This window comes from Hymenobacter segetis, from assembly GCF_054776495.1.
In genome coordinates this window covers 1,107,594-1,124,765 of record NZ_BAAHBV010000002.1, presented here as the reverse complement: position 1 = coordinate 1,124,765, position 17,172 = coordinate 1,107,594, and the positions used below count along the sequence as shown (strand labels likewise).

15 protein-coding genes are annotated in these 17,172 nt (G+C 61.1%); 7 read left to right on the top strand and 8 right to left on the bottom strand.

Annotated elements, in window-relative coordinates; translation table 11 throughout:
- Positions 1 to 633 precede the first annotated feature (633 nt).
- A complete protein-coding gene (gene hemA, locus ACYU70_RS15190; RefSeq protein WP_342297697.1) occupies positions 634 to 1,905 on the bottom strand; it encodes a glutamyl-tRNA reductase in 1,272 nt (423 codons plus the stop codon).
- Positions 1,906 to 2,147: 242 nt separating this feature from the next.
- Between hemA and ACYU70_RS15185 the strand changes: the two genes are divergently transcribed.
- On the top strand, positions 2,148 to 3,200 hold the full coding sequence (locus tag ACYU70_RS15185; RefSeq protein ID WP_342297667.1) for a DMT family transporter: 1,053 nt from the start codon (positions 2,148 to 2,150) through the stop codon (positions 3,198 to 3,200).
- A 113-nt stretch (positions 3,201 to 3,313) separates the two neighbouring features.
- Here ACYU70_RS15185 and ACYU70_RS15180 read toward each other — a convergent pair whose 3' ends face one another.
- From ACYU70_RS15180 to ACYU70_RS15160, 5 genes are all read right to left on the bottom strand, one after another.
- Positions 3,314 to 4,291, bottom strand: coding sequence for a lipid A deacylase LpxR family protein (locus ACYU70_RS15180; RefSeq protein WP_342297666.1), 978 nt, complete (start codon positions 4,289 to 4,291; stop codon positions 3,314 to 3,316).
- A 196-nt stretch (positions 4,292 to 4,487) separates the two neighbouring features.
- Complete coding sequence (locus ACYU70_RS15175; RefSeq protein ID WP_342297664.1) at positions 4,488 to 5,036, bottom strand: hypothetical protein; 549 nt, start codon at positions 5,034 to 5,036, stop codon at positions 4,488 to 4,490.
- Positions 5,037 to 5,050: 14 nt separating this feature from the next.
- On the bottom strand, positions 5,051 to 6,151 hold the full coding sequence (locus ACYU70_RS15170; protein ID WP_342297662.1) for a sensor histidine kinase: 1,101 nt from the start codon (positions 6,149 to 6,151) through the stop codon (positions 5,051 to 5,053).
- 55 nt (positions 6,152 to 6,206) lie between these two features.
- Positions 6,207 to 7,991 carry an amino acid permease gene (locus ACYU70_RS15165; RefSeq protein WP_342297660.1) on the bottom strand — a complete coding sequence of 595 codons (1,785 nt, stop codon included), beginning with the start codon at positions 7,989 to 7,991 and terminating at the stop codon, positions 6,207 to 6,209.
- A 73-nt stretch (positions 7,992 to 8,064) separates the two neighbouring features.
- Entirely contained in the window at positions 8,065 to 8,580 is a 516-nt protein-coding gene (locus ACYU70_RS15160; protein WP_342297658.1) for a hypothetical protein, read from the bottom strand.
- A gap of 121 nt (positions 8,581 to 8,701) precedes the next feature.
- On the opposite strand from ACYU70_RS15160, the gene ACYU70_RS15155 reads away from it, so the two are divergent.
- Genes ACYU70_RS15155 through ACYU70_RS15140 form a run of 4 tightly spaced genes read left to right on the top strand, consistent with a single transcriptional unit; the run spans position 8,702 to position 12,169 of the window.
- Complete coding sequence (locus ACYU70_RS15155) at positions 8,702 to 9,568, top strand: carboxypeptidase-like regulatory domain-containing protein (RefSeq protein WP_342297657.1); 867 nt, start codon at positions 8,702 to 8,704, stop codon at positions 9,566 to 9,568.
- Between the two features lie 50 nt (positions 9,569 to 9,618).
- On the top strand, positions 9,619 to 10,320 hold the full coding sequence (locus ACYU70_RS15150; protein ID WP_342297655.1) for a carboxypeptidase-like regulatory domain-containing protein: 702 nt from the start codon (positions 9,619 to 9,621) through the stop codon (positions 10,318 to 10,320).
- A gap of 48 nt (positions 10,321 to 10,368) precedes the next feature.
- Entirely contained in the window at positions 10,369 to 11,067 is a 699-nt protein-coding gene (locus ACYU70_RS15145; RefSeq protein ID WP_342297653.1) for a peptidase associated/transthyretin-like domain-containing protein, read from the top strand.
- Between the two features lie 40 nt (positions 11,068 to 11,107).
- Positions 11,108 to 12,169 carry a lipocalin family protein gene (locus ACYU70_RS15140; RefSeq protein ID WP_342297651.1) on the top strand — a complete coding sequence of 354 codons (1,062 nt, stop codon included), beginning with the start codon at positions 11,108 to 11,110 and terminating at the stop codon, positions 12,167 to 12,169.
- Between the two features lie 196 nt (positions 12,170 to 12,365).
- Here the strand turns inward: ACYU70_RS15140 and ACYU70_RS15135 are convergent, their stop codons facing one another.
- Both ACYU70_RS15135 and dusB read right to left on the bottom strand, forming a co-directional pair.
- Complete coding sequence (locus ACYU70_RS15135; RefSeq protein ID WP_342297650.1) at positions 12,366 to 13,571, bottom strand: ATP-binding protein; 1,206 nt, start codon at positions 13,569 to 13,571, stop codon at positions 12,366 to 12,368.
- Positions 13,572 to 13,736: 165 nt separating this feature from the next.
- Entirely contained in the window at positions 13,737 to 14,729 is a 993-nt protein-coding gene (gene dusB, locus ACYU70_RS15130; RefSeq protein ID WP_342297648.1) for a tRNA dihydrouridine synthase DusB, read from the bottom strand.
- 213 nt (positions 14,730 to 14,942) lie between these two features.
- On the opposite strand from dusB, the gene ACYU70_RS15125 reads away from it, so the two are divergent.
- Positions 14,943 to 15,932 carry a CPBP family intramembrane glutamic endopeptidase gene (locus ACYU70_RS15125; RefSeq protein ID WP_342297647.1) on the top strand — a complete coding sequence of 330 codons (990 nt, stop codon included), beginning with the start codon at positions 14,943 to 14,945 and terminating at the stop codon, positions 15,930 to 15,932.
- Positions 15,933 to 16,068: 136 nt separating this feature from the next.
- Positions 16,069 to 17,058, top strand: a complete 990-nt coding sequence (locus ACYU70_RS15120; RefSeq protein ID WP_342297646.1) for a phosphatidate cytidylyltransferase — start codon at positions 16,069 to 16,071, stop codon at positions 17,056 to 17,058.
- Positions 17,059 to 17,172: the final 114 nt, after the last annotated feature.

Genomic DNA, 17,172 nt, shown 5'->3' with positions numbered 1-17,172 from the left:
CAAAAAACAAGGGGCCGAACCTCCCGGCCCAGCCCCTTGCCGCCTCTTACAAGTAGTGAATGGCCGCCGAAAGGGCGCCACTGCCTACTGCAAGTCCGACAAGCCACTTCACTAGCTCGTCGGACAGCTGGAAGTCAAGTCGAAACTTGGCTCCCGGTTTTACACGCTTGTTTCTCATCTTCAGGGAGAATTAGGTGCTCAACCACCTTCTTCTTTTAAGCCCCGACCGTTCCACCGGCCGGGGCTTTGTCTTTTCTCAAAGACCGCCGAGGTGAGGTGGATTAACCGTGCTGTGTAAAAGTACGTAGGGCAAACAGCCGGTTCCTAACGCTAACGGACTGCTCTAGTCCTAAATGGATTCGAACATTGATAATTAATAAATTGATTATCATATTTTTGTGAAATAGCGTTTAAGGTTTGTGTAGGCAACGATTGTCTGATTATGTGGATAACTTTCAGTTGTTGGCTGTGAGCTGAGTGTTGAAATGCTATGAGAATAAGGAGGAAATATCATGTGTGCATCCTCGATATCTATCAAAGAAAGCATCGGCGAAAAATAAAAAGCCCGCCATTTGGCGGGCTTTTTTAAAGTCTCAGTAAATGAGATGGCTTCTGTGCTGTAGCTAATAAAGGTTAAACGGCTTCGCCCGTCTTCTCCAAATCGAACATCTCGCCCAGCATGGCTACCAGTTTATCGGCCTCATCGCGCTTGCAGGCAGATTTCAGGTGCAGCACGTGCTGCTTGAGAATCTTCTGCATCAGCGAGCGGGTGGCTTCGTCGAGGAGCTTGCTTTCGGCGGGGGTGGCTTTTTTCTGATAGCGGTCGAGTTCCTCCTGACGGAGGGTTTCGAGGTTGGCCTTCATCTTCTGGATGAGGGGCGAAACCATCATTTCCTTGGCCCAGTCGTTGAGGCCGGCAATGCTTTCGGCGATGATGGCCCGCACCTGCGGCACGGCTTCGAGGCGGGTTTGCAGCGCGGCCGAGGCCTTGCTCTGAATGGCATCGATGTTGTAGACCAGCACACCCGGTACCTGCTCCACATCGGCGGCAATACTGCGCGGTACGCTCAGGTCAATCAGGAACTTGAAGCTGAGAACGTCGAGGTTCTCGGCCAGCTCTTTGGTGAAGAACGGCTCGGCGCGGTTTATCGAGGAAATCACCACGTCGGCTTCTTTCAGCGCGGGCACGAGGTCTTCAAACTCTACGATGCGCATGTTGCACTCGGCGGCCAGCTCTTCGGCCTTGGCGCGGGTGCGGTTGCAGAGGGTGACTTCGCCGAAGGCCTTGCTGGCGGCCAGGTGGCGGCATACATCGGCTCCGATTTCGCCTAAGCCAACTACCAACACTTTGGGATTGGCCACGTCGGCGGTTAGCTCTTCCACCAGTTCCAGGGCGGCGTAGCTTACTGAGGCAGCCCCGTCGCGGAAGCTGGTTTCAGTTTGCACACGCTTGTTGGTGAAGAAAACGGTGTGCAGCAAGCGGTGCAGGAAAGGGCCGGCGGCGTCAGCATCGGCGGCCCACTGGTAGGCCATTTTCACCTGGTTGCTGATTTGCAGGTCGCCTACTACCTGAGCATCAAGGCCCATGGCCACTTCGAAGAGGTGCTGCACGGCCGCGTCGGCGTCGGGCAGCAGGTCAAAGTAGGGCAGGAACTGGCCGATGTCGGCGCGGTCTTTCAGGTGGCCCAGGGCGAGGATGATTTCGCGGCTGCGGTCGTCCTCGGCGGCGTAGTACACCTCGGTGCGGTTGCAGGTGCTCAGCACGAGCAGGTCATTAAGGCCCAGCTCATTGTGCAGCGTATTCAGGAAGCGGCGGCAGGCGGCCTCGTCCAGCGAAAGCAGCTCGCGGATGGCAAGCGGGGCTTTCTTGAAGGAGAGGCTAACGGCCTTGAACGGATGCGACATAGACGGAATCGACACGAAATCGGACTACAAAATTACGGCAGGATTTCGGTAGGATATCACAACAGCCCGGGCATAAGTAGGGTTCGAGGGGAAAGTTGACGAATATCAGGCATCTGCAGGCCCTCAGAGACAATCAGGCTAGGTAGTGTTGGATGAAATGACGAAAGTCAGCCCGGAATCGGGGGGCGGCAGCCAGAACCAAGCCCGCCGGCCGCCGTGCGGGGGGCTTGTACCTTTGCCGCATGTCGCCCAAACTCCCACCCGCTGCTCATTCCTCACTCGTGCTGATGCCCGCCAGGGTTGCTTCATCGGCCGCCACGACCGCGCCCGAAACCACCCTGCCGGGCGCGGCCGACGAAACGGCTTCCCTCGAAGCGACCGAAGCGCTGGCCAATCCCGCGCCGGCCGTTACCTCGCCCGTGGCGTGGATGCTGCTGCTCATTTTGGCCTCCATCTGGGGCACGTCGTTTATCCTGATGAAGAAGGGGTTGGTGGTGTTTTCGGCTATGGAGCTGGGCGCTACCCGCGTGAGCGTGGCGGCGCTGCTGCTGCTGCCCTTTGCCCTGCGCCATGTGGGGCGGGTGGAGCGCAGTCGGTTCAAGTGGCTGGCCCTTAGTGGGGTGGTGGGGACGCTGATTCCGGCGTTTCTGTTTGCGTATGCTGAAACCCGGCTGGCCTCGGGGCTGGCGGGCGTGCTCAATGCTCTCACGGTGGTGTTCACACTGCTGGTGGGGGCGCTGCTGTTTCGGCAGCGGCTGACGGGCTTGCGGGTGCTGGGCATCACGCTCGGGCTGGTGGGCACGGTGGTGATGTTGCAGCTGGGTGGCAGCGGCGGCGATGCCACGCCCGCCGGCGAGGGCAACGCCTGGTACGGCATCTATATCCTGATTGCGACCATGGGCTACGGCCTGAGCGTAAACGTTATCAAGCACAAGCTGGGCGGCATGACGCCGGTGGCGGTGACGTCGGTGCTGCTGCTACTTATCGGCGGGCCGGCGCTGGCGTACTTGCTGCTGGGCACGGAGTTTTTGCATAAGCTGGCTACCGTGCCGGGGGCGTGGGCGGCGTTTGGCTACATCGCGCTGCTGGCCACGATGAGTACGGCCGTGGCCATGGTGTTGTTTAATAGGTTGATTCAGCAGTCTACGGCGCTGTTTGCCTCGTCGAGTACTTACCTGATTCCCATCGTGGCCCTGGCCTGGGGCGCGCTGGATGGCGAGGCGTTTAACCTGTGGCACTTCGCCGGCATGGTGGTGATTCTGGTGGGTGTGCTGATTATTCACCGGGCCAAGTAGAGACGCTGGTCCGACCGCCCCAGGCGGTCTGACCGGTTGCAGGAAGCACGTTCTGCTAAACAACGACAACCGGTCGGACCGCCTGGGGCGGTCGGACCGGCGCGTACGATTCTTTAAAAGGCCACCGTCACGCCCAGCTGCCCCCAGCGGTGCGAGCGGCCCCCCGCGAATTCCGGCGAAACCCAAGTAGCCGTGGCGGCAAAGCTCAGCCCGCTATGAGCCAGTACCATGCCGCCGGAGCTGCGCAAAACGGCCCGGCGTACAGCATCTGCGGGCAGTGTGTATGGGTCGCGGTTAGTGAAAGGACTGCCTTGTAAGGTAGCATCGTAACCGACGAGGTGACCTTTCAGCGCGGCTTCGCCGTAGAGTTGCCAGGGTTGCGGCTCGGCGCTATGACTTGGACATGCCACGCTCAGATTGGCGAAATAGGGCCTGAACTTTCCCACCCGTAGCCGTAGTCCGGTGCCGGCATAAGTGTACAGCGTGCCCAATGAAGCTTCGGCATTGCCCAGCAACTCAATGTGCCGGCTGGCGGCTAGTTGTTTCTCAAACGCCACGCGGTAGCCGATGATGAGGGCGTTGCTAATCTGGTAGTCCCAGCCGCGCGGCTCAGCGTTGCCCGTGACGCGGTGGATGGCGGTTTGCAGCTCCTTGCCGCCGGCGGCCGGGCCGATAAAGCCGATTTCCAGCGCCGTGGTCAGGCGCTGGCGGCGGGCCGGCTGGTTGCTGATTCGAAAAAAAGAGGCGTACAAATACGCCGCATACGGCCGGTCGCCCACCCGAATAAATGCATCCTGGATGCGCAGGGGCGTAAATCCATCGTAGCGCAGCGTGAGGCCGTGCTGCTGTGTGCTGCCGCGCGGGCCGGCCGTCAGCAGGTGGCGTACCGGCAGCCGCGCCAGCATCGGGTGTACCAGCGTGAGCGTCATGCCCTGCGTGAAGTAGTAGTCGGTGCGAAAAAACAGGTCGTTGGCGTAGGTGTAGCGCAGCAGTCGCGCCGGGCTGAGGGGATGCAGCGTATCGGCTGGCGTGGGAGCCGCTGACAGCAGCCGGGGCAGCAACGATAGAAACAGGAGAAACAGCAGGCGCATAAGTGGCGGGAGGTACGCGCTGGCGGGCGGGGAGGATTGAGGCTGTTTGGAAAATGTGACTGTCATCCTGAGCTTGCGAAGGACCTTATCACGCTTGCTCCATTTGGATTTACTGCAAGCTGTTCTTCGGTGATAAGGTCCTTCGCTGCGCTCAGGATGACAGTCGCTCGCCAGCTGGAACCGGACTTACACCAACTCAATCATTCACATACGGCCATGCCTGGAAGCGGGCGGGCAAGCCGGCCTGCCGGGCATTGCCGCGCACGTAGGCTAGTAGGCGGGTGAGCTCGGCTTCGTCCTGCACTTCGTATTCAAACCAGCCCACCTGCCAGAATTCGGCTTCGGGTGGGAGTTTGGGGCGCACTAGGCGGCGGCAGGCGGTGCCGGTGCGCAGGTGCAGCAGGTCGATGGCTTTGGCGAAGGAAAGGTTGCTACGCTCAGGCAAATGCACCACGATATGCGCGTGGTTGGGCAGAATGGCGAAGCCGTGGACGATGAAGCCTGTTTCCTCCAGCATCATGATTTCGCCGGCGAGGACTTCGGCCATCTTCTCGTTTTCGAAGTAGGCCGCGCCGATGGGAGCCCGGTCCAGCACGGCATCGAATTTGGCAAAAAACTGCTTCTGGCTGCGGCGGTGGTCAGTGCCGGATTCGCGGGCCTGGCGCAGCTCGGAGGCCAGCTCGCGGCCGGTGGCGGCGGGGATGGTGCCGTGCAGGCGGAAGGTGAGGAAGGAGGTTTGGACCACGGAATTGCCCAATATCAGCCCGCCACCACCGTGGCCGGCAGCTTGATGTAAAACGTCGTGCCCACGTTCTCTTCGCTCTCGACCCAGATGCGGCCGTGGTGAAGCCGCACGATGGTTTCGATGATGTGCATGCCCAGGCCGGTGGTTTTTTCGCCGCGCAGGCCGGGGCGGCGGGCGGGGGTGAAACGGTCGAACAACACCGGCAGCAGGTGGGCCGGAATGCCGATGCCGTCGTCGGCCACGGTCACCAGCACATGGTCGGGGTGCTGGGTGAGGCCCACGGCGATGTGGCCGCCCTCGCCGGTGAACTTGATGGCGTTGGACATCAGGTTGTTAATTACCTGGAGAAACTTGTTGTTGTCGATTTCCACGTACATCGTGGGCTGCGAAGTCTGGAAGGCGAAGTGCTTGGCCACGAGGTGCTCGCCCTGCTGGTAAGTGTCCACCACCTGGCGGATATTCTGCACCAAATCCACCCGAATGGCCTTGTAGTCCACGTTGGCCGAGTCCATAAACTCGCCGTCCACGAAGTCGCGGATGAGGTTCACGCTGTCGCGGCAGGTGGCCTCCATCACGCGGAGGAGCTTGCGCACCAGCGGGTCGTCGAGGGCCTGGGTACGCTCGTCGAGCACGGTGGCCAGCTGCTGGAGCATGGTGAACGGCCCGGCCAGGTCGTGCGACAGGATTTCGAGCGTGGTGTTCTTCTTGGCCATGTACTTGTCGGCGTTGCGCAGGTACTCCTGCTCCAGCGTCACATCCTGCACCGTGCCGCAGAGCAGGCGCTGGCCGTCGCTGCCCACGGCGGGCCAGGCCTGCACCGAGAGCCAGCGCAGGGGCACCTCGGGGTGGGGCTGCACGCGCAGCAGCAGGTCGTCGCAGAGCTCGCCGGCCGCCAGCTGGCCCAGGCAATGCAGGGCGTAGACCTGGTCATCGGGCGGCAGGTAGCTCAGCAGGCGGGGCAGGTCGGCATCCGTGTCCGCGCACCGGGCCCCGGGAAACAGCTGCTCGTAGGCCGCGCTCACGTAGAGCAGGCGGCGGGCCGTCACGCTGTACACAAATGTGGTGAGCGGGCTGCCTTCGAGCAGGTGCTGAAATAGTTCGACGGGCGGGAGCATAGCGGGTTTGCAGAAAGGGTGAGCCGAAGGAAAGCGCTGACCCGTTGGCAAACAGCTATGCCACCATCCGGTTCAGCTTCGAGTTTTTGTAGCCGTAGCCGAAATACACGGCCAGGCCAATGAGCAGCCACACGAAAAACAGCGTCCAGTTGCTGATGCCCAACTCGGTCATCAGATACAGATTGATGAGCAGGCCCAGGGTGGGCAGCAGCGAGAGTTTCTTCCGGAACGAGAGCACCGACAGGCCGATGCAGAACAGGAAAAACACCAGCGTCGGAATCTGGTGGGCGAAGCCGGCCGTGACCTTGCCGCTCAGCGCATCGTGGGCAATCCAGCCGCGCTGACCGGTGATATCGAGCATAAACTCGTGGTTGCTGACCGCGTTGTAGCGCACAATCAGGAAGGCTCCGATGGCCAGGATGAGCGGCACCAGCCACTGCCCGTTGATGTAGGGCACCTTGAAACGGGCCTCCGAGCGGCCGTAAGGGTCGATGATGAGGATGCCGCCGCACACCAGCGCAAACGCGAACAGCGTGCCGATGCTGGTAAGGTCAACCACCAAATCCATGTTCAGAATAAGCGCCGGCACCGCCACAAAAAAGCCCGTGACGATGGTAGCGAATGAAGGCGTGTGAAAGCGCGGATGAATCTTGGAAAACACGGTGGGTAGCAGCCCATCACGGCTCATGGTCAGCCAGATGCGCGGCTGGCCCAGCTGAAACACCAGCAGCACCGAGGCCATAGCAAACACCGCGCTCACGGCCACCAAGCCGGACAGACGCGACAAGCCCACCTTGGCAAATACGAAGGAAAGCGGGTCGCCCACGCCCAATTCTTTATAAGAAACCATGCCCGTAAGCACCAGCGTGATAATCACATACAGCACCGTGCAAATGATGAGGGCGTACATCATGGCCTTGGGCAAATCGCGCTGCGGGTTCTTGCATTCCTCGGCCGTGGTCGAAATGGCATCGAAGCCGATGTAGGCGAAAAACACCGCCGATACGCCCTTCAGCACACCGCCCACGCCGTTGGGGGCGAAGGGGTGCCAGTTGGCCGGCTGCACGTAGAACGCGCCCACTACAATTACGATGAAGACGATTATCAACTTCAACAACACCAGTAGGTTGGAGGCGTTTTTGCTTTCCTTGATGCCGATGTAAACCAGCGCCGTGATGGCCACGGTGATGAGGAAAGCGGGCAGGTCAACCACCAGATGCAGGCTGTCGGAGAGGGCCGGGGCCTGCATCCAGGCCTTGTAGCCATCGAGCTGGGCCGGCGATACGGCGGCCGTGGCCTCGGCCAGGGTCTTGCCTGATTGCACCAGCGTCTGCACGGCCTCGTAGCCCGCATGACCAGTTTGCGTGCCCATCGTGAGCCAGAGCGGAATGTGCAGCCCGATGCCGTCCATGAGCCCGGTGAAGTAATCGGACCACGAAATGGCCACCACGATGTTGCCCACCGCGTATTCCATTATCAATGCCCAGCCAATAATCCAGGCCGCCAGCTCGCCAAACGAGGCGTAAGCGTAAGTGTAAGCCGAGCCGCTAACTGGAATGGTGGCCGCGAACTGCGCGTAGCACAGCGCCGAAAACGCGCAGGCAATGGCCGTAAAAACAAACAGCAGCGACACCGCCGGCCCGCCGTCCAGACTGGCCTTGCCGATGGTGCTGAAAATGCCGGCCCCGATGATGGCCGCGATACCTAAAGCCGTGAGGTCGCGCACGGTAAGGTGACGCTCCAGGCCGCCGGGGGCGGAGTGGCCTTCGTGGTCGGCGGGTGGGTTTTGCAGAATGGCCGCGATGGTTTTGCGGCGGAAAAGCGACTTTTCAGAACTCATGCTAAGGTGGGAGGGCGGGTTTGAGGGGCAAAAGATAACGCCCCGGCGCGGGTTGCGGCCCGCGCGGCCCCGGTTACCTCACATGCAAGGACTGCATGAATGCGCTTTCGACCAATGAGCCGCCGATGTGCAGCACCGCCGAGCCGCGCCCAATCTGCATCGGAATTCCCACCGAAAAAGCGCCCAGCCCGCCATAGTTGCTGGGGCTGCCGTAGCCAAAGGGAGAAGGGCGCTGCGCCAGTGGGGCAAAGCCCGAATTAGTCGGGAAGGCATCGGGATTGTAGAGCATGCCGGCCCCGGGGCCCTGCAGGCGGTAGGGGATAAAGCTGTATTGCACGAAGGGGCGCGGCCGGCCCGTGGGGCTGCTGCCCAACTGGTAGCGCAGGTAGGGTTGCATGGCGTAGCCGGCCGTGGCGGGCAGGGGCGTGTAGTTGCCTACCACGTAGGCCCCGGCCAGGAAATGGCCCTGACTGGGTGGGGCCGGGGCCGGAATTTCCAGCCCGAGCGCGGCTGCTGAACCCGCCTGCGCCCGGCTCAGCAGCGGCAACAAAACCAGCGCCAGCGGCGCAACGCGGAAAAAATGTAGCATGGCAGTGAACGTGGAAAGGTCCGAGTTGAGAGTATGAGCAAGTTACGGAATTTGGGCGAGGCCGCGTGTGCATTTTTTGGCAGGCGGGCATCTTCCGGGCATACCTCCTTGCCAATATCTCATGCGCCGCGCCGTTTCCCTATCCGTTCCGCAGCCCTGCTCCGAAAGCTGGGCCGCCATGATGCCTACCGCCACCGGCCGCCACTGCGACGCCTGCCAGCACACGGTGGTCGACTTTACCCTGAAAACCGATGCCGAAATTCTGGCCTATCTGGCCGGAGCCGCTGGCACCCGCACCTGCGGGCGCTTCGCGGCGGGGCAGCTGGAGCGGCCGTTGCAGCGCGCCGCTGCGGCTGCCCCAACGGCGCGGTGGCGGGCCTGGCTGGCGGCGGCCGTGGCCGTGTGGGGCGTGCGGGAAGGCAGCGGTGTGGTGGCCCAGGCGCAAGCGCCGGCCGAATGGCGTGCCCGCTACTGGGGTGGCCCGGTGCCATCGGCTCCGGTGGGCGAGGAAAAAGGAAAGCCCTTGCGCGACCCTGCTACGGCAGAGCATGTGCAGATTACTACGGGCGCGCCCACGATGGAATATGCCTCCTCAACCCACCTGGATTCATTAGCGTCCGCACCATCCGTATTGCGGGGCACTGTCATCGATGCCAGGGCGCACGAAAGTATTCCGGGCGTTACGGTGCTGATAAAGGGAACTACAACGGGCGTATCTACCGTGGCGGATGGAAGCTTTCTTCTGCCTGTTCCGCAAGCCTTACTGAATAAAGACCTAACACTTGTTTTCAGTAGTGTCGGTTTTGTTACGGAAGAGCGGTTGGTGCATTTCAACAGCGCCAGTCAGCTGATAACAATGCAGATGGATACTCAGGTGTTGGGTGGAATGGAAATGTACATACCGGTACTGCCGCCCGCTCCCTGGCACCCGCGAGCAATCTACTACTGGGGCAAATACTGGCTCACCCGACCCTTTCGCCGCAGCTGATATTGGAGCCGTTTCCCTGTTGCTTCCCCCAAAACCGCTACTTTAGCCGCATGGCCACTCTCCAAAGCATCTCCATTCCGCAGCCCTGTGCCCAGCCTTGGGCCAATATGTCGCCCACCGCCGCCGGCCGGCACTGCGCCGCCTGCGCCACCGAAGTGGTGGACTTCACCCGCATGAGCGACGCCGAAATCATGGCTTTCATGGCCCGGCAGGGCGGCCGGCGCGTGTGCGCCCTGACCAATGCCACTCAGCTGGCTCCCACGGCCCCGGCCACGCGCTGGCGGCGCTGGCTGCTGGCCGGCCTCGCGTTGCTGGGCTGGCAGTCGGCCACCTCGTGCGCTACCAAGCCACCCCAGCAGCCGCCCGTGCCCACCACCGCCACCGTGGCCACCGACCCGGCCATGACCCCGGCACGCCAAATCATCATTCGTGGCCAGGTGCTGGACGGCCCCAGCGGCCCCGCCGTGGCCGGCGTGCGGGTAATGATAAACGACACGGAGTTTGGCACCACCACCGACGAGAAGGGCAATTTCGAGCTGATAATGGCCCGCGACTGGGCGCCCATCGCCGGAGGCAGCGTGACGCTGAAATTCTTAGGCAACCCGTTCGATTTTCAGCCCAAGGATGTGGCGCTGAACCTGAAGGCCGCGCCCGCCGCACTGGCCGTGCACCTGGAATCAGTGCCGAACCGGGGCAAGGTGATGGGCAAAATCCGGATGCCCGAGCCGCCCGTAGCCCCGCCGCAGAAGTAGCGGCTGCATCATCATCAGTTATGATTTAAGCCCCAACTGCTGAACGCCGTGATTTCCATTCCGAAGCCCTGTGCCGAAAGTTGGGATGCCATGATGCCCACGGCCGACGGCCGCCAGTGTGGCCGCTGCCAAACGGAGGTGGTGGATTTTACTCGCATGAGTCAGGCGGAAATACTGGCTTTTATGGCGGCGCGGAAGGGGCAGCGCGTTTGTGCCTTCATGGCGGTCCCGGTGGCGGTGCTGCACCACCCGAAACGGTGGAGTGGCCCCCGGCGGTGGCTGTTGGCGGTAGCTGCTTTTCTGAGTGGGCAGCAGGTTTCGGCGGCCGCTCTGCCGCCACAGCCGCTGCTCATCGGGCATTCGCTGGTTGGGCAGAATCCTGGCAAGGCCATGATTACCATTCGCGGGGTCGTGATAGATGACTCATTGAATGTGCCAGTAGCCGGAGCGAGAGTATATTTTGGCGAAACACAATACGGTACGGTTGCCAACGAGCGGGGAGAATTTTCCTTTTCCTTTCCCGCTGATTGGGCACCCGCAAAAAGCGGAATTATAAAAGTGAGAGTTGGGGGCGTGCCTTTTGCGCTTGCAGGGCAGGCCGTGGAAGTAAGCGTAAAAGTGACTTCAGCGCCTTCGCCGCTTACCATCCGGCTGCTTTCAATTCCGGAACGCGGCTTTCGCAAGGGAAAAGCCAGGTTGGAAGAGCCCCCGGTTCCCTTGCCTGGACCTCGCAAAAGCCGCCGCTAACCACCAAACCTTTCTGCCCCAAAATGCCTTCTGAGAGGGTATGAAAGTTTTGCGTTTTGCCCTCCTTTGCCTGCTGGCGGCGTGTGCTGCCCCGCGTCCCACCACCCGCTTCAACCCCACCGCTACCCACGCCGCGCTGCCCCACGAGGAAGCCGTGCACCCCAAAAACTCGCTGGAATGGTGGTACCTCACCGGCCACCTGCGCGACCAGGCCACCGGCGAGGATTTCGGCGTGGAGTACGTATTCTTCCACTTCAACCTGAAAGACGGCCGCCAGGACTGGCAGATGGTGAATGTGGCTCTCACCGACCCGCAAGGCCAGAAATTCCACTTCGACTACAAGCTGGGCCGGCTGCCCGTGCTGCTCACCGACTCATTGCCGCTGCGCCTGCGCGAGCAGCAGCGCGGTGAAACCTGGAAATTTGACGGGCAGGAGGGAGCCTACCACCTGCAGGCTGCCCTCACCGGCAAGGCTAATGCCGGCTACGCCCTCAACCTCACCACCCTGCCCACCCGCGACGTGGTGCTGCACAGTGGCACCGGCTACGAAAACTACGGCAACGGCATCATGGCCGGCTACTATTCCTTCCCGCGCCTGGCCACCACCGGCACGCTCACAGTGGCCGGCAAAACCCGTCAGGTAGCCGGCGAGCTGTGGTACGACCGGCAGTGGAACTGCACCAGCATCGTGGACAAAAACGTGGGCTGGGACTGGCTCAGCATCCAGCTCGACCAGCCCCAGGAGGAATTCATGCTGAACACCCTGCGCAACTCCGCCACCGGCCAGAACCTCAACAACGGTACCTTCAGCGGCACCACCGGCCCCAGCATCCACCTCTCCGGCCCCGATTTCCAGCTCACGCCCCTGACGTACTGGACCAGCCCGACCTCGAAAAAGAAATACCCCGCCACCTGGCGCGTGCAGGTGCCCGGCAAGGGCTACGACCTCACCGTGGAGCCACTGGTGCCGCAGCAGGAGCTGGCGCTACGGTTTTTCCACGCCTTCACCATGTATTACTGGGAGGGAATGTGCCGCGTGAAAGGCACCCACAACGGCCAGCCCGTGACGGGCAAGGCGTATGTGGAGATTACGAATCGGTAGGCGGCTTGTCATTGCGAGGCTGCAGGCCGTGGCAATCCGTTCTCTCTCAGCGACCAGCCCTGGGCTGTGAAAAGCCCTTTTTAAAGCCAGGAAAGCCCCGATACTGAGTAGTGCCGGGGCTTTCTGGTAGAAGAAAATATCTGGTTTTGACAGGACGGATTGCTTCGTCGTACCTCCTCGCAACTACAGGCGGCCACTACTGATTCAGCACCACGCGGAAGGTGGTGCCGCGCCCCAATTCGCTCCATTTCACGAAAAGCTTGCCCTCGTGGTAGTTCTCGATAATGCGCTTAGCCAGCGCCAGGCCCAGGCCCCAGCCGCGCTTTTTGGTGGTGAAACCGGGCATAAATACGCTTTCGAGCTTGTTTTTGGGGATACCCTTGCCCGTGTCGGTGATGTCGATGGCCACTTGGCGGGGCGGGGCGCCGCGCCGGTACCAGCTGCGGCGGGTACGCACGCGGCGTAGGTGCAGCGTGATGGAACCGCGCCCTTCCATGGCATCCACGGCGTTTTTACAGATGTTTTCGATGACCCAGTCGAACAGCGGCACGTTGATGCGGGCCGGCGTGTCCATCGGCAGGTCGGATTCAATCTTGAAAATGACCTTCTTCGACACCCGGCTTTGCAGGTATTCGATGGCGTTGCGGGTGGTGAGGTACAGGTTTTCGTCCTTCAGCACCGGCACCGAGCCGATGTTGGAGAAGCGCTCCGTGATGATTTCCAGCCGCCGAATGTCCTTGCCCAGCTCCTCCACGATAGGCTCGTTTTTGAACCGCTCGGAGTCGCGTAGGTAGTTCTGCCAGCCCACCAGGCTGCTGAGCGGCGTGCCCAGCTGGTGGGCCGTTTCCTTGGCCAGGCCCACCCACACGCGGTTTTGCTCGGCCCGGCGCGACGAACTGAACGCGAAATACGCAATGACGGCCAGGCAGCCAATTACCACCAACTGCACCAGCGGGTAGGTGCGCAGCTGCCGCAGCAGCTGCGAGTCGCGGTAGAAAATATAGTTAACCTGCCCCGCCCCAAACTTCACGATGATGGGCGGGTGCTGCTTCTTCATCAGCAACAGCTCGCTTTCGAGCAGCGTCACCGAATCGGCCGGTGAGAGGTGGGCCGCCATGGTGATGTTTTTGGCGTTGGTAATGTCCTTGCCATCGCTGCTGAGAATGACCGGGATAGTCGTGTTGTTGCTGATTATTTCGTTGAAAACAAACGTATTGGTTTCGGCTTCCGAATTGATAATGTATTCCAGTGCCTTGGCGTAGAGCTGAATCTGCTGCTGCTCCCGCTCCGACACGCGCTGCACCAGCAGGTTGGTGTAGATGACCGTGGCCGCCCCGATGAGCAGCGCCAGCACGGCTATCAGAATTTTGATGCGGGTTTTTTGACTGTAAATCGGAATCATGAACGGGAATACGGGGCGGGCAAAGGAACGGCAGTAAAATTGACTGTCATCCTGAGCGCAGCGAAGGACCTTATCACGCTAAAACGGCTTGCAGTAAAAATGATTGCTGCAAATCTGGTCAGGCGTGATAAGGTCCTTCGCTACGCTCAGGATGACAGAAGTGCCTCAGCCCACCAGCACAGCGTTGCTGCTGGCAATTTCCTGCAAAATCTCCAGCACGTCGGCGGGCGTTTCGGCATTCACCAGGCTGGTGCGCCAGGTTTTCGCGCCTTCCAGGCCCCGGAAATAATGCGCGTAGTGGCGGCGCATCTCGAAGACGCCCACCTTCGGGCCTTTCCACTCAATGCTGCGGTCGAAGTGCATCTGGCAGGCGGCCACGCGCTCCTCCAGCGTGGGCGGGGCCAGGAGCTGGCCGGTGGCCACGTAGTGCTTCACTTCCCGGAAAATCCAGGGGTAGCCGATGCTGGCCCGGCCAATCATCACGCCATCCACGCCGTAGCGGTTTTTGTATTCGAGTGCTTTTTCGGGGGAGGTGATGTCGCCGTTGCCGAAAATCGGGATTTTGATGCGCGGGTTGTCCTTGATTTTGGCGATGAGCCGCCAGTCGGCATCGCCCTTGTAGAGCTGGGCGCGGGTGCGGCCGTGCACGGTGAGGGCGGCAATGCCCACGTCCTGCAGGCGCTCGGCCACTTCTTCCACGTTTTTGGTGCCTTCGTCCCAGCCCAGGCGGGTTTTCACGGTCACGGGCAGGTGGGTGTGCTTCACTACGGAAGCCGTCATGGCCACCATCTTGGGGATGTCCTGGAGCAGGGCCGCGCCCGCACCCCGGCAGGCCACCTGCTTCACCGGGCAGCCGTAGTTGATGTCAATCAAATCCGGCCCCGCCTCGGTGCTGATGGCTGCGCATTCGCCCATCGTCTCCACGTCGGAACCGAAGAGCTGGATGCCGATGGGCCGCTCATAATCAAAGATGTCCAGTTTCTTGCGGCTCTTGGCAGCCGCCCGAATCAGGCCTTCCGAGGAGATGAATTCGGTGTACATCAAATCGGCCCCGTGGGCCTTGCACACGGCGCGGAAGGGCGGGTCGCTCACGTCCTCCATGGGCGCGAGCAGGAGCGGGAAATCGGGAAGCTGGATGTTGGGACCTATGTTGACCACGGGAGTATCGTATGTTGATATTTTACAGAACGTCATGCAGAGCGCAGCGCAGCATCTTGCCCGCCACCACTAACTCAAACGTTGAAGCGTCATGAATTAGTGACTGCGGGCAAGATGCTGCGCTGCGCTCTGCATGACGTTCTATAAAGTCGTTATTCAAGCCTAAGTTAAAAACTACGGTAAATTTACGCCCTTCCCAACTTGCACCCCGCTATGAAAGGTTTCCTACCCCGCACCCTGCATCCTGGCCTTCAGATACTGCTGCTGCTGGGCACCATGATAATGGGGGCCTGCGTGGGCTACGCCATCGTGTTTGTGTGGGCGCAGGCGGGCTTCGGCGTGTCGATGCTCCAGGCGCTGGGCATGATGAATAATCCGGCGGCTTCGCCCCAGGGCTGGGGGCTGCTGATGATGTTTCAGGGCGTGCTGCTGCTGTCGGCGTTTGGGGGCGGGGCGGTGCTGCTGGCCTCGGCGCTGGGCTACGGCTGGGCCGAGTATTTTAGTCCGCGCCGACTGGGGGCGTGGTGGTGGCTGCTGGTGGTGGCGGTGCTGATTATTGTCACGCTGCCGTTTATGTCCACCATCATTGCCTGGAACGCGGGGGCGCATTTCCCAGCTCAGATGCACGAGTTTGAGGTGTGGGCGCGGGCCAGCGAGGACCGGGCGGCCGTGCTCACCAAGTTCCTCACCAAGTTCAACACGCCCGAGCGCTTTTGGCTGGGCGTGCTGGTGATTGGACTGGTGCCGGCTGTGGCCGAGGAGCTGGTGTTTCGGGGCGTGATTCAGAAAAATCTGGTGCGCTGGTTTTCGCCGCATGTGGGCGTATGGCTGGGGGCGGCCATTTTTTCGGCCATTCACTTTCAGTTTTTTGGGTTCGTGCCGCGCTTCGTGCTGGGGCTGGTGCTGGGGTATCTGTACCTCTGGAGCGGCAATATCCTGGTGAGCATGACCGCGCACTTCACCCAAAATGCCTTCCAACTGTTCATCCTCTACCTGGCTCAGCGCGGCCAGTTCGGCTGGGGCTTCGACCCTGACTCGACCGACGCCCTGCCCTGGCTGCTGGTGATTCCGTCGGCGCTGCTCTCGGCCGGCTTGCTCTATGTGCTGCACCGGCACTTCACGGCCCCGGCCCCGCCCACCGCCATGCTCACCCTCAGCAGCGAGGGCGTGACTGTGCGTAAGGCTGAGGAGCCTTTGGCCTAAAAAGAACGTCATGCAGAGCGCAGCGAAGCATCTTTACTGCAATTATAAACCCCGTCGATTGGATTGCGTTGCGCGGTAAATATGCTTCGCTACGCTCTGCATGACGTTTAATAATTCGTTTTCAAACCTCCCCACTTTGCCCGACTCTACGCCTCCGCCTGCCCCCGCCGTCTCTCCCGAAACTACCGCCGCACCCGCCGGTCCCAGCAACTTGCGCCTGCGCGTCATCTGGGGCGTCATCGGGGCCGTGCTGCTGCTGGGCAGCGTCTGGTTTAGCCCCTGGACGTTCGGGCTGTTCTTCGCCGCCGTGCAGGCCATCATGCTGTGGGAGTTTTACCGCATGATGCGTGCGGGCGGTTACGCGCCGGCTACGTGGATTGGGGTTGTAGTTAGCTTAGCGCTATTCGGGAGTGTCTTATTTGGTACTTATTACTTGATGGGTGACAGCATCTTTTCGTTGGCCAAAACTGACGGTTCGCCCGAAGGAAATAAACTCGCAGAACACATCACGACTTCCTTTTGGCAGTCGCAAACCTGGCTGACGCTGTTTGCCATTCCAGGAGCGCTGCTCACCGCAACAACGGTAGTTCTGCTGATTCGGGAAATGTTTCTCTGGCCCAAATACAGCCAGCCTTTCACAAATGTGGGCACCGCCATTACCGGGTTGCTTTACATCAGTGTGCCAATGACGGCGCTTATTGTCCTTGCTTTTGGCGCAGGAGGCTATGACTACCGCCGCGTCTTCGCCCTCCTCTTCCTTATCTGGGCTTCCGATATCGGCGCGTACGCCGTGGGCCGGGCCATCGGCAAGCACAAACTGGCCCCCCAAATCTCGCCCGGCAAAACCTGGGAAGGCTGGGCCGGCGGCTTCGTCATGACGCTGGTAGTGGGCTGGGCCATCGGCTACATGCTGCCCGATATGCCCCTCACGCACCGCCTCGTGGCGGCGGGCGTGGTAGCAGTGTTCGCGCCCCTCGGCGATTTGGCCGAATCCATGCTCAAGCGCAGCGTGGGGGTGAAGGACTCGGGCAGCATCATGCCCGGCCACGGCGGCTTGCTGGATAGGTTCGATGCGTTTCTACTGGTGCTGCCGGTGCTGGCGCTGCTGCAGTTGCTGGTGGGGTAGGGGCGCTTGTCATTGCGAGTGGAGCGCAGCGCAACGCGGCAATCCGTCCTGTCAAAACCAGAACTTTCTTTTGCCAGAAAGCCCCGTTACTTCGCTGTATCGGGGCTTTCTGGT